We start from the raw sequence: 13541 nt of genomic DNA, 5'->3' as shown, positions 1-13541 counted from the left end.
TCATTAGCAATTAGAATAAGCACACCATATAAATAATACCCCCATTTCCAAATCAGATTCTTAGGGATAAACATGAAAAAACGTACTCTGGCTCTTGCCATCGCTCTGGCAGCAGGCATCTCCGGCTGTGGTCTGTTACAAAAGGCGGAACAAGCGGGCACACCTGAGCAGCAGGTTGTTACCAACTACGCAAACATCGCCCACGCGACTTTTGAAGACGCCTACCTGACTGCAGTTGATCTGCAAAAGTCTGTTGATATGTTTATCGCCAATCCAAGCGCTCAGGGTCTGGAAACGCTGAAAGAGAAGTGGAAAATTGCCCGCGCGCCTTATCAGCAGAGTGAAGTGTTCCGTTTCGGTAACGCCATCGTTGATGACTGGGAAGGTCAGCTGAACGCCTGGCCACTGGATGAAGGTCTGATCGACTACGTTGACAATGCGAACTACCAGTACGAGCTGGGCAACCCAGGTGCAGAACTGAATATCATCTCCAGTCCCCAACTGCAGTTGGGCTCTGAAACACTGGATCTGACACAGATTACCCCGGAAAAACTGGCCAATCTGAATGAACTGGGTGGCTCTGAGGCCAACGTTGCGACCGGTTACCACGCTATTGAGTTCCTGTTATGGGGCCAGGACCTGAACGGTACAAATACAGGTGCCGGTGAACGCCCTTACACAGACTTTGTTCAGGGTGCGGGCTGTACGGGTGGTCACTGTGACCGTCGTAGTGCATACCTGAAGGCCGCTACTGAGCTACTGGTAAGCGATCTGGCCGAAATGCGTGATCAGTGGGCCCCAGGTAATAATAGCAACTACCGTGCAGAACTACTGGCGGATGCGCCTGAGCAAGGTCTGCGTAAGATGCTGTATGGCATGGGCAGCCTGTCTCTGGGTGAGCTGGCCGGTGAGCGTATCAAGGTTGCGATGGAAGCCAACTCTACCGAAGACGAGCACGACTGTTTCTCCGACAACACCCACTACTCTCACTACTATGATGCCAAGGGTGTGCAAAACATCTATCTGGGTCAGTACAAGCGTGTTGACGGCAGCCTGGTTAACGGCACCAGCCTGAGTGATCTGATCCAAGCGACAAACCCATCTTTGGATGCGTCTCTGCGTAGCCAGCTGAACACCACAGACCGCACTCTGATGGAGATGGTAAATCTGGCAGAAGGCCCTCAGCAGATCAAATTCGATATGCTGATTGCACCAGGTAACGCTCAGGGTACTGACCTGCTGAACCGCTCTATCGGTACACTGGTTGAGCAGACCCGTTATATCGAACAGGTTGCTGCCACACTGAAGATCGACGCGCTGAACCCAGACACGGCTGATCACGAATTCTAATTAAAACGATCAATCGCTTGATAGATGACGATCTACCAAGCGATGCAGACATGCTATTGATCATAAAAGCGTGATTATAAAAACGTGATCAAGCAAACGGCCTTTGGGCCGTTTGTGCGTTTTGACCAAAGGGAAACTTGATGAAGATCAAACAATTACCGCTAGCCGCCGTGATCGGTGGTGTATTTGCTTTATCCAGCCTGGCTCCAACGGTCTCTGCTAATTCAACAGAGTACAAACAAGACCCACGTATGGGCGGTAAAACCACGGTAAAACAAAACGACCGTAACGCCTTTTCCCGTCCTGCCGCCAACCTGTCACCGCTACGTCAGTTGGATTTCAAAGTGGGTAACAGCTTCTTTAAAGCCCCCTGGGTGATGGCTCCCTCCAGCACCACCGCCCGCGACGGCCTAGGGCCTCTGTTTAACACTAATGCTTGTCAGAACTGCCACGTAAAAGATGGTCGCGGTGTCGTACCGGATATCAACCCTGAGCGGGATGCCGGTACAGAAGCTGCAATCAGTCTGTTTCTGCGCCTGAGCCGTCCGGCAAAAACCGAGCAGGAAAAAGCACAGCAGATCAAATTTGGCCCGTTGAATGACTCTATTTATGGTGGTCAGCTGCAGAACTTTGCTTCAACCCGTATCACACCGGAAGGCGAGATGCGCCTGACCTACAGTACACAAACCATCAGTTATCCTGATGGCGAGACTGCTGAACTGCGTGTGCCTCATTACCAGGTGATTAACCTGGCTTACGGTGATGGCAGCCAACTGGAAACCTCGCCTCGTATCGCACCACAGATGGTCGGTCTGGGCCTGCTGGAGCTGCTGTCTGAAGAGCAGATTCTGGCTAACGCCGACCCAGAAGATAAAAATGGCGATGGTATCTCAGGTAAAGCCAACCAAGTGTGGGATGTGGAACAGCAAGCGACCGTACTGGGTCGCTTTGGCTGGAAAGCCGGTCAACCGAACCTGAAGCAGCAAAACTCCGGCGCTTTTGCCGGTGATATGGGCCTGACCACACCACTACACCCGGATACCGACTGTACCCGTCACCAGCCCTGTGAACTGAGTGCCTCCGGTGGTGAGCCTGAAGTAACTGAGAAAACCCTGAATCACGTCACCTTTTATACCCAACATCTGGCAGTACCGGCACAGCGTAACTATAAAGATGCCGATGTAATCGCCGGTTACCAGCTGTTTAAACAAGTGGGCTGTCAACAGTGTCACGTTGAAAGCTGGACCACAGCCAAAGCTGCAGATCGCCCAGAGCTATCTAACCAGAAGATTCGTCCCTTCACCGATCTGCTACTGCACGATATGGGTGAAGGCCTGGCCGATCACCGACCTGAATTCCTGGCCGATGGCCACGAATGGCGCACTCCACCGCTCTGGGGTATCAGCCTGAATAAAGTAGTGACCGGACAGGAAAACTATCTGCATGATGGCCGTGCCCGCACCTTAGAAGAAGCTATCCTGTGGCATGGTGGTGAGTCGGAGGCTGTGAAGCAGAGCTTTATGCAGCTAAAATCCACCGAACGTGAACAATTGATCCGCTTCCTGGAGTCTATTTAATGTTTTTTAGCTATTTTTCTACCTATGGACCAGATCAGGATCGCCACCCCGTCCGGGCCACCTCTTTTGCGCTCCCTCTGGCTGCCTGCTTTGCCACATTAGCGCTGAGCAGCTTCTCCTCATCAGTCCCGGCTGATGATCAAGCCTCATTTGATTATGATGCTTTTATTCTCAGCAACGAACAGCTGCAAAACCGCCAGATGCAGCAACTGATTAAGAACAATCAAGATTTCCAGCACGGGGTAATCCTGGCCTGCGGTCAGACAATATCCTCTTCCGCTGCAGCGCAACCCTTAAACCAATGGGGCCACCTGAAAGAGCTGCAAATCCTGTGGAAACAGAGCGCTCAACAGTGGCAAAAAATACAGATGTTTCCACTGGGGCCGAATACGGATACCACGGTACGCCTGAATATCACCTTCTGGCCGGATAAAAAAAATCTGGTTGAACGTAAGGTCGAGGGGCTGATCAAACAAGGGGGCGATGTTGATCTGAGTCTGGGCGGTATTGCGGTTCAAGGTCTGGCAGCCAGTGAATACCTACTGTATGATCCTCGTCATCTACAACATGCAACCGTTCAACAAACCTGCCCGGCGTTGCAGGCGATCAGCGAGAAAAGCTTAGCCAATAGTCAAGCCCTGCTGACCCGCTGGCAGGAAAGTGAATTTCTGGAACATTGGCACGATGCCGGTTTGGGTAATGATACCTTTGCCAGTATCACTCAGGCCACTGGCTATCTGCTGGCGGGTTTGGCACAAAGTGCCGAGATTGTTGCCAAAGACAAAGTCTACAAGCCGTTTCGCTTAAATACCGATCAAGCCAGATCTAACGTTTATCTGTCAGAAAACTGGCGCAGCGGTTTAAATCTGGACAATATTCAGCAAAATATCACCGATATTGAACACCTGTACCTGGGTGCCGATGGCCACAACGGTCCTCACCGCTTATTGCTTAAAAAAGGCTTTACGGCAGAAGCGGAAGCGATCCAACAGCAGCTAAGCACGCTGAAAGAGCAAGCCTCACAACTGCAACAGATGCAGCAACAGGCCTTTGCTCAAACGGAAGGCCGAGCGCTGGCAAAACGCTTTTATCAGAATCTGAAACAGCTGGAGCAAGCACTGAAAAAACCACTGCCCAGTTTTAATCTGGCACAGAAATTCAACTCACGAGACGGAGATTAAAATGCCCAACATGCCGGTAAATATGAGTCGTCGCCAATTGATACAGTCCGGTCTGATCGGCTGTGCCGGCCTGAGTCTATTCAGCCCGGCAGTACTGGCTAATACACCGGCTTCCTCTGCTACACATGGCCTGCAATTAGCCAGCAGCGTCAAAACGGATGCGGCTGGCCACCAGATGCTCTATCTGACAAACGGTACAGATTACAGCAAGGATGCCAAACTCCTGCCCAGCGGTTGGCGCGGTCATCAGGTGGCCGCTTCACCGGATGGCCGCTATCTGGTGTCTGTGGCTCGCCGTCCCGGCACCCAACTACTGGTTCAGGATCGTCAACTCGGAAAGCACAATCTGATAGATGCCACCACCGACCGTCACTTTTATGGCCATGGCCTCTTTTCTGCCGATAGCCAATATCTGTATTGCTCTGAAAACGATTACGAGAATGCCCAGGGGATGATCGGCGTCTATCGGGTCGATGAGGGTTTTAAAAGGATTGGCGAATGGTCCAGCCAAGGAGTTGGGCCACACCAGATCGCCTGGGTCTACGCCAAACAGGCTGCAGGCCAACCCCCTGCGCCATTGCTGGTGGTCGCGAATGGCGGCATAGAAACACACCCGGACTACCCCAGAATCAAGCTGAATCTGGACACTATGCAGCCCAACATCAGCTATCTGGACCTGTCTGGTCAGCTGATCCAACAGGTGACACCGCCCCATCACCAACTGTCGTTAAGACATCTGGATGTTGCCCCCGATGGACAGGTTTGGGTCGGTGCTCAATATCAGGGCGAAGTACATGAAAGCCCTAAACTGATCTATAGCCATAAATTAGGTGAAGATAAACTGACCGCAGTGGGTGCCGATGATACGCTCTGGCCCCAGCTAAAAGCTTATATCGCCAGTGTTGCCTGCCATGATCAAACGGATACGGTGTGTATCACCGCACCCCGTGATAATCAGATTACCCTGTGGCAAAGGTCCAGCGGCAAGCTGATCAAGCAGATGAGTCAAACAGACTGTGCTGGTGTTTGTGCACACCCGACCCAACCTTACTATCTGGTCAGTGGTGGTGATGGCACCCTAGCCGCTTATCATGCGGGCACAGGTCATAGACTCTGGCAGCAGACCTTAAACGGAGTACACTGGGATAATCACCTTAGCTGGATTGGTTAGGCATTAAGAGTTAAGAGAAACCATTAAATCTGCCCGGCTCGGTTACAATCGCCTGTATCCATCAAAGCCATAGGATAATTAGCGTTGTAACCTGGCGGGTGCTGGCCTAAAATGCCCGCCCTTTGTACAGGTAAGCATAAACCTGTCCCTATTCTACACAGTGAGTCCCATCATGAGCCGTAGTAAAAAGACCCGCTCGCTGAAAGGCAAAGCCAATATCCGTACCGGTAAAAAAGACGATTTTAAACAGTGGCGTCAGGAACAAGCTGAAGCCGGCAACCGTCCTAAGACCGCGAATCAAAAGAAAAAAGCCAAACAGCGCAAAGAGCAGGCTGCTAAAAAGCTGGAACGTTTAGGCGTTAAGAAAGACGCTTAAGTCAGTCAACAGACACGGTATAAAGCCAGCCTCAATACGCTGAACCCGACTTAAAAGGAAACTGCACGTGAAAATTATCAGCTTCAATATCAACGGTATTCGTGCCCGCTTACATCAGATTCAGGCACTGATTGATCAGCAACAGCCGGATGTGATTGGCCTGCAGGAGATTAAGGTACATGACGATGCCTTCCCGCTGGCAGATATTGAAGCGATGGGTTATCACGTTGAGTACTTCGGCCAGAAGAGTCACTACGGTGTGGCGCTGATGTCGAAAAAAGCGCCGCTCTCCTTACGTAAAGGCTTCCCGACCGATGAAGACGATGCCCAGCGCCGTATGATTATCGGAGACTACGAAGCCGAAGACGGTTCCATCGTCACGGTAATGAACGGCTACTTCCCACAGGGTGAAAATATCAGCCATGAGGTGAAATACCCGGCCAAGCGTAAATTCTACGCGGATCTGCAAACCCTGCTGGAAAGCGAATACGACAACCAGAAAAATGTCGTTGTCATGGGTGACTTTAATATCTCCTCCACCGACTGGGATATCGGTATTGGTGAGCCTAATCGCAAGCGCTGGCTGCGTACCGGTAAAACCAGCTTCCAGCCGGAAGAGCGTGAATGGTTTGATCGCCTGCTGGGCTGGGGCTTAGTCGACAGCTACCGCGAGCAACACCCGGAAGATAACAGTCAGTTCAGCTGGTTTGATTACCGCAGCAAAGGCTTTGATGATGAGCCAAAACGCGGCCTGCGTATCGACACTCTGCTGGTCACTGCGCCACTGATGGAAAAGTGCACCGCTACAGGTATCGACTATGAGATCCGTGCTATGGAAAAACCATCGGATCACTGCCCGGTTTGGGGCGAGTTTAAGTTTTAAGGCTGGAAGGCTGGAAGGCTGGAAGGCTGGAAGGCTGGAAGGCTGGACGACAGTATAAAACCCCCGGATTGATTAACACTCAGTTCGGGGATTTTTTTGTGCTGATAGACGGATACCGGACTTGGTGAACAACACTGAATCCCTATACCTGATCAGGTATACTGAAGCAGGTCAGGTGTTATAGCAGTCAGTGATCCTAATGAAAAAACTACCTATCGGTATTCAAACCTTTTCCAGCATTATCCAAGGTAATTTTGTCTATATCGACAAAACGCCGGGTATTGCCCGTATGCTGGATGGTGCCGGGCGTTATTTTCTCTCCCGTCCCTGTCGCTTTGGCAAAAGCCTGTTGCTGGATACCATCAAATCGGTTTTTGAAGGCCGTCAGGAGCTATTCACGGGTCTTTATATCGAAGACAAATGGGACTGGTCACAAATCTGGCCAGTGATCAAAATTGATTTTGCCAGCGGCATAATCCATAGCCGTCATGAGCTCAATGCCTGGTTGCATCAACAACTGGATGAACAGGAAAGTAGACTCGGCTTAAAGCTCGAGCGCGATGACAATCCTGCTATTCGCTTTTCTCGTTTAATTCAGTCAGCAGCCAATCAATCCGCTCAAAATCAGGTGGTTGTGCTGATTGATGAATATGATAAGCCTATTCTGGATAATATTGATCAGACTGAGTTAGCGAGCGAGGTCCGTGAAGGGCTGAAAAACCTTTACTCCGTGATGAAAGCTCAGGATAGCCTGATCCGCTTTATCTTTATGACCGGAGCCACCAAGTTCAGCAAAGTCAGTCTGTTTAGCGGGATTAACCAGATTCAGGACATCACACTGAACAAGTACTTTTCTGATATCTGTGGCTACACGCAAAACGATCTGGAAACCACCTTTGCCGAGCACCTGGCTGGGGTTGATATGGCTGAACTAAAATCCTGGTATAACGGCTACCATTTTACCGGCGAAGCCGTTTATAACCCTTACGATATTCTGTTGTTTATTTTTGAAGATCATACCTACCGCAACTACTGGTTTGAAACTGGCAGTCCAGAGTTTTTAATCCGCCTGTTTAAAAAACATCAATACTTCCTGCCTGATCTGGAAAATATTGAAGTGGGTGCAGAAATTCTGAACTCCTTTGAAGTGGAAAATATCAACCCCATTACACTGCTGTTTCAGGCAGGCTATCTCACTATTGCCAAGACTTATACCGATGACCTGGGCGAACAGGCCTTTGTATTGGAAGTGCCTAATCGAGAAGTTAAAAGTGCGCTGGCCACTCAACTCATCAAAGGCTACGCCGAACAGGATCAGGAGAGTAAAACGATTCGCCAAAGGCTGTTTCGCAGCCTGTCCCAAGGTAACCTGGCACAGCTTAAACAAGAGATTATCAGCCTGTTTGCCGGTATCCCATGGCGCAATTTTACCAACAACGACTTGCCAGATAGCGAAGGTTATTACGCCAGTGTGCTGTATGCGTTTTTTAGCAGCCTCAACGCGACTATTATTCCCGAAGATATCAGCAACAGAGGCCAGGCGGATATGACCATCCAGCTGGGCGACTATATCTATGCACTCGAGATTAAGCGGGATAACAGCGATAACTATTCAAGTCAAACACCGGCTCAAACATCAGCACAGATACAAGAGCAGGCACAGCGACCCAATCCAGCCCTGACCCAGATTCAGCAACGGGGTTATAGCGAGAAATACCTTGCCAGTGGTAAACAGATTTTTGAAGTCGGCATGGTCTTTAACAGCCAGCAAAGACAGCTGGTACAGATGGACTGGCAACAGGTTAGGTAACAGGTTCCATAGTGCAGGGCAAGGAAATACACAGCGGTATGTTCGATCAAGATCCAGACACTCTGCTCAAAGAGTTTCTGACAGAAAAATCCCACAGCGAACTGGTTGAAACCCTTTTAGGCTATATCCATCAGGATGATGCCGAACGCAGGAAATGGCTGCAGGCCGCAGAGCTGGCGAAAAAGCCCCCCAGCCTGACTGAGATCAAAAAAATGATCACCAAGGCACTGCCTGTGAAAGAGGTCAGTGAATGGCGAAAAGTACGACGCTATTTTCATCAGGCTGAATCCCTGTTTAATACGATTTTTCAGATCACCTCTAATCTCCCCGAGGATGAGCAATGGAAAGTGCTACAGCATGCCATTAGCCGCTTAAACAAAGCACTGGAACGTATTGAAGATACCAGCGGTTATCATGATGCGCTGGCTACCACCCTCTGCGACAAACTGATCACTCTTTTTGCTCAACTCAGCTGGAGCGACGAAGCCAAAGCCCAATGGCTGTTCGAGCAGCTTTATAAACAGAATTTCGATCTGTTCCCCAGTGTACCCAATGACTTTCAGCCCAGCGAAGCCATTAGCGAGCGTTTACGGGAAAAGTGCGCGTTACAGCTGGAACAGATTCCTGCTAATAAGCCCTTTAAGAAAGATGAGCTGTTTAAATACAACTGGCGGCTTAAACGTTGTGGACAGCCACTGATTGATCACGCGATCGCCACCGGCAACTGGCGTGAACACTGCTCACTACTGGGACAAGTTGCCCATGATAGCCAGGATCTGCTGGCCGCCTGCCAAATTTGCCTGGATAACGACGAACCCTTTGATGCCGAGGACTGGTTGCTCAAAGCCAGAAAGCGTTGTGAGGATGAAAAAGATCAACTCGCCTGTGACCGTCAGGAGATCGAAGTCCTGATCGCACTGGACGAACCTGCCGAAGCCTGGAAACAAGCCTGGGCACTGTTTGAAAGCTCGCCCAGTTTTAGCGCCTTTAAAGTACTGCATACTCTGGAACAGAGAATTGGCGTGCAGGATAATGCTCTGGCCGATAAAGCCGAGCAGCTTTTACTGCAAAACTGCCAACAACCCAAACCGTCATCCTTCGGTTTTGTCTCCCCCGTTGTACTCGATGAGATGCTGGTTTTTTATCTGTACCAACAGCAGTTTGATAAAGCCCTGGCTTGGGCCAAACAGCATAAATCTTCGCCACAGCACCTGATTGAACTGGCGAATGCCATTATCCAACAGCAGCCTGAAGAGAGCGCCGAACTCTACCATCAGGTTATCTTTGCGTTACTTAAACAAAGCAATGACACCGTTTATCAAAGAGCCATCGACCTGCTATTGGATCTTGAACAACAACTCAAGCTAAAACAGCCGTTAGAGCCAGAACAACAGCCAGAGCAGGAACAACAGTCAGAGCAAGATCTGGATATGGGCCCGTTGATCCAGCTGCTTTATACCATCAGCCAGACCTATCGCCATAAACATAACCTGATGGCATTGATTCGGGAACATTTCAGCCAATACCTTTAATACCCATTAGTCACCGTGGTTAACTCACAACAAATAACAGGCCAATAGCAGCCAGGCAGCAGGGAAACTAAATCCAATGTTTGATTTTGAAGAGATCTATCGTCGCGCTGAGCCCAGCAGCCTGGAACGGGGACAAAGCCTGTACAAAAAAGGCCAGGTAAAAACCTAAGAAAAAAAGCAGCAGCATCTCAGCCACGGTGAAAGGCCAAAGCAACTATCTGATGATACTCAGCCAAACCGGCCAGAAGACACGTCGTTAGCCGCCAGTCTTGTCACACACGCCTCCCACAAGGATAATCACAACAGACTAAACGTGGCAGCAGGGCAAAACAGTGAAAGAGAAATACATCAACCTGTTTACCGATTTCGGCTTTAAAAAAGCCTTTGGTGAAGAAGCCAGCAAAGAGCATCTGATCAGCTTTCTGAATACCTTACTGCCCGAACACCATCAGATTCAGGAACTGCATTTCAGCAATAGCGAGCACCAAGGCGCTACCGCGCTGGATCGCAAAGCCATTTTCGATCTGAACTGCACCAGTGCCAGCGGCGAATTTTTTATTGTTGAGCTACAAAAAGCGAAACAGAACTACTTTAAAGACCGCAGCCTGTTTTACGCCACCTTTCCAATTCAACAACAAGCCCAACGTGGTGAATGGAACTTCAAGCTCTCCGCAGTCTACACCATAGGCATTTTGGACTTTATCTTTGATGATGAAGAAGCAGCCACCCGTGGTGATGTGGTCCACCGTGTCCAGCTGAAAAACCAGCATAATCAGACCTTCTACGACAAATTAACCTTTATCTACCTGACCCTACCAAATTTCACCAAAACAGAAGATGAACTGGAAAGCCTGCAGGATAAATGGTTTTATCTGTTCCGGCATCTGCATGAGCTGGATAGCATTCCGCCCCGCCTGCGTGAAAAGGTTTTTCTAAGCCTATTTGAAAAAGCCAGTATTGCCCGTTTTCAACCGGAAGAGCGCCAGGCTTACGAATCCAGCCTGAAATATTATCGTGATCTGAAAAATGTGATTGATACCGCAAGAGACGAAGGCAGAGAAGAAGGCAGAGAGGAAGGCAGAGAGGAAGCTCATCGGGCTGCAGTACTCAGGGAAAAAGAGAAAAACACCCAGTCTGTGCTCAACCTTGTTCAAATCGGCCTATCCGATCAACAAATCGCGCAGGCACTGCAGATTTCACTGGAAGACGTTCTCGCGATTAAGAACAACTCACACCATTAACAACGCAGCGTCATGCGTCAGCTACACCACTGACCATAACAGAGCCTTACAACAAGCCCAGACGGGATTAGCTCCGGTCTGGTCAGCCCGGAACCACCGGCATTTCTGCAAGCCTATCAACCTCATCTCAGGTATTACCTTGTCGATGAAGGCGCATACAGCGACACCGAGCTGGAACAGAAACAAAGCGCCCTCAGTGGTGTCTTTAGTATTGAAAAAGCCTCCAGCAGCAGGAAGTGGCGCTTAAACTCATTGCTTTTGGCTCGCTTTCAAATGAACAAATCGTCGATATCACCGAGTTAAGCCTGGACGATGTAAAAGCTCTGACCAAAAATGGGAGCTGCTAACTCCCGGACTCACTCTGCAAAACCTTTAACGTCTTACCTGCACTGGTTTTCCATGCCGTTCGGCCATTGATAGAACTCCCGGTCACCACTGCTGCAGCCGTAGAGGGAGACTTAAAACTGTAATTTTGCTGGAACACCCACGCCCCGTTACTCTCTACAATGACATCCCTGTTTTTCAGCTCCTGCCTCAGCTGGCTCATATTAACTGATATGGAAGGCATCTCATCGGCCACCACCTGTGAACCCTCCTGGATCACAAAACCCTGAGAGGACTGATACCCGGTAGCCTTAATGCCTTTGGTGCGAATATATAACAGCGTCTCAGTGGTTGCAGGTGTCACCGGCTGTTCAAACGCCGTTACCCCTAATACTGGCAGCATATCCAACATATGGGAGAGAAAGACATCCATCTCCGCCCTATCCGCTTCAGATAATGTCGGTTCGCTTGGATTGACTCCATTTTTCACCATCACCCGACGAGCCTTACGCGCCTTATCCACCAAACGATGTTCCAGATAGCGGATCTGCGCCTTATTTAACGCCCCGTTAGAACAGGTAAAGCAAAAGGTATCGCTCCAAAACCCCTTATCATCACTCTTTTGATGCTGGCCCAGACGCTTACGGAACTGCTCGGTTTCACCAATATATAAGGCATCCCCCTCTCCTTTCTCCGTTGGCCCCAGCAACAGATAAACACCGCTGTATTCCAGCTCATCTCGCTGCATAACCCGGCCTAATGCACTGCGTGGAAATGCCAACGCCTTACCGACCCAGTTAGAGCGCTCCGCAATGCGTAAGCCTTCCGGGTCGCCATCAGCCACAAAAATACGGATAGAGAAAGGGGTTGCAGTCATTATTGTCCTTAATATTTTCTGATCGTATTAAAAGTTGTGATACGGCTCATCTAATCCAAATCTCATCACCGTAGGTTGGATAAGCCGTAGGCGCCATCCGACAACGGCCTCTCCATCACGCCTTGGTTGAAATTGAACGCCCTCAAACCGTTTCGATGCGGCTTATCTAATCCAAATCTTATCACCGTAGGTTGGATAAGCCGTAGGCGCCATCCGACAACGGCCTCTCCATCACGCCTTGGTTGAAATTGAGCGCCCTCAAACCGTTTCGATGCGGCTTATCTAATCCAAATCATATCACCGTAGGTTGGATAAGCCGTAGGCGCCATCCGACAACGGCCTCTCCATAACGCCTTGGTTGAAATTGAGCACCCTCAAACCACTTCAAAGCCAACGAAAAACAAAGCGCCAATCCAAGGTGAATACACCATCCCAAATAAATACGTGAACCCAACAATGTCGGAAGGCGCCTACGGCTTTTCCGACCTACGAACCGTGCCAACCAGTTGGATACACTCCATTGACGACATAACGGTGAAAGCTAGAAAAAGGCCAATCTTTCAATTGGTTAACCATACCATGCTTAATTGGATTGTAATGCACATAGTCAACATGATGTCGAAAGTCCTGATCACCCCTAATGGTATGTTCCCAAAAACGACGCTGCCAAATACCACGCTCTCCTTTTCTTTCCCTCACGCAAGAACGAAGCTCATCTTGTGGCAACGCCTTTGAGAAACGTTTTTTAATTTCCCTCCAGCGGGACGAATAGTCCGCATCACCTTCAGGTAAAGTCCATACCGCATGAATGTGATCAGGTAAGACAACCCAGGCATCAATGTAAAAAGGTCGGCGTCTCTTTACCCAACGTACAGACTCACGTAATTCATCGACACGATCGACCAATAGAGTTTCACCCCGATCCTGTAGATTAACCGTAAAAAAGTACGTCCCACCTTCAACATAATTGCGCCGATATTGCATACCACATCCTTGTAGTCTCTTGGATAGATAAACTCACATCCTAACAGGGATAGCTATTCCCATATCCATAATATTCGTAGGTTGGATAAGCGCAGCGCCATCCGACAACCGCCCCGGAGTCAACGCATAAGCCCAACAACGAACGCCCGCCATAAACCCCATAATATCCGTAGGTTGGATAAGCGCAACGCCATCCGACAACCGCCCCGGAGTCAACGCATAAGCCCAACAACGA

Annotated in this window: 12 protein-coding genes; 9 read left to right on the top strand and 3 right to left on the bottom strand. The window is 49.6% G+C overall.

All coding sequences use genetic code 11. The annotated features are described in order from the left end of the window. The first annotated feature begins 72 nt into the window (after positions 1-72). The 9 genes from H579_RS0116370 to H579_RS0116325 all read left to right on the top strand — a co-directional run bounded on the left by H579_RS0116370 (position 73) and on the right by H579_RS0116325 (position 11121). Positions 73-1350 (top strand): imelysin family protein, encoded by a 1278-nt coding sequence (locus H579_RS0116370; RefSeq protein ID WP_028301588.1) that lies wholly within the window; start codon positions 73-75, stop codon positions 1348-1350. A gap of 140 nt (positions 1351-1490) precedes the next feature. Next, a complete protein-coding gene (locus H579_RS0116365) occupies positions 1491-2927 on the top strand; it encodes a di-heme oxidoreductase family protein (protein ID WP_051227722.1) in 1437 nt (478 codons plus the stop codon). Then, positions 2927-4108, top strand: a complete 1182-nt coding sequence (locus H579_RS0116360; protein WP_028301586.1) for an imelysin family protein — start codon at positions 2927-2929, stop codon at positions 4106-4108. The genes H579_RS0116365 and H579_RS0116360 overlap by 1 nt, the downstream gene beginning before the upstream one ends. A 1-nt stretch (position 4109) precedes the next feature. Then, positions 4110-5279, top strand: coding sequence for a DUF1513 domain-containing protein (locus H579_RS26055; protein ID WP_051227720.1), 1170 nt, complete (start codon positions 4110-4112; stop codon positions 5277-5279). 172 nt (positions 5280-5451) lie between these two features. Next, positions 5452-5655: a hypothetical protein gene (locus tag H579_RS26050; protein WP_051227718.1), complete on the top strand. Its 204-nt coding sequence runs from the start codon at positions 5452-5454 to the stop codon at positions 5653-5655. Between the two features lie 67 nt (positions 5656-5722). Continuing rightward, positions 5723-6538: an exodeoxyribonuclease III gene (gene xthA, locus H579_RS0116345; protein ID WP_028301585.1), complete on the top strand. Its 816-nt coding sequence runs from the start codon at positions 5723-5725 to the stop codon at positions 6536-6538. A 199-nt stretch (positions 6539-6737) separates the two neighbouring features. Continuing rightward, the gene (locus H579_RS0116340) at positions 6738-8348 is read left to right on the top strand and encodes an ATP-binding protein (RefSeq protein WP_036566444.1); all 1611 of its coding nucleotides are present in this window, start codon (positions 6738-6740) and stop codon (positions 8346-8348) included. 38 nt (positions 8349-8386) lie between these two features. After that, positions 8387-9880, top strand: a complete 1494-nt coding sequence (locus tag H579_RS0116335) for a hypothetical protein (RefSeq protein ID WP_157834641.1) — start codon at positions 8387-8389, stop codon at positions 9878-9880. A gap of 332 nt (positions 9881-10212) precedes the next feature. Then, complete coding sequence (locus H579_RS0116325; RefSeq protein WP_028301582.1) at positions 10213-11121, top strand: Rpn family recombination-promoting nuclease/putative transposase; 909 nt, start codon at positions 10213-10215, stop codon at positions 11119-11121. 343 nt (positions 11122-11464) lie between these two features. Here the strand turns inward: H579_RS0116325 and H579_RS0116320 are convergent, their stop codons facing one another. The 3 genes from H579_RS0116320 to H579_RS29490 form a co-directional block, all read right to left on the bottom strand. Next, positions 11465-12322 carry a GIY-YIG nuclease family protein gene (locus tag H579_RS0116320; RefSeq protein WP_028301581.1) on the bottom strand — a complete coding sequence of 286 codons (858 nt, stop codon included), beginning with the start codon at positions 12320-12322 and terminating at the stop codon, positions 11465-11467. A 486-nt stretch (positions 12323-12808) separates the two neighbouring features. Beyond that, entirely contained in the window at positions 12809-13306 is a 498-nt protein-coding gene (locus H579_RS0116315) for an REP-associated tyrosine transposase (RefSeq protein WP_028301580.1), read from the bottom strand. 33 nt (positions 13307-13339) lie between these two features. Then, positions 13340-13541, bottom strand: a 202-nt coding sequence (locus H579_RS29490; protein WP_036566443.1) for a hypothetical protein, incomplete at its 5' end; no start/stop codon positions are given.

It is taken from the genome of Oceanospirillum beijerinckii DSM 7166 (genome assembly GCF_000422425.1).
Lineage (GTDB): Bacteria > Pseudomonadota > Gammaproteobacteria > Pseudomonadales > Halomonadaceae > Oceanospirillum > Oceanospirillum beijerinckii.
Note: the sequence above shows the minus strand (reverse complement) of the source record. Positions and strands in the feature narration are given on the sequence as shown.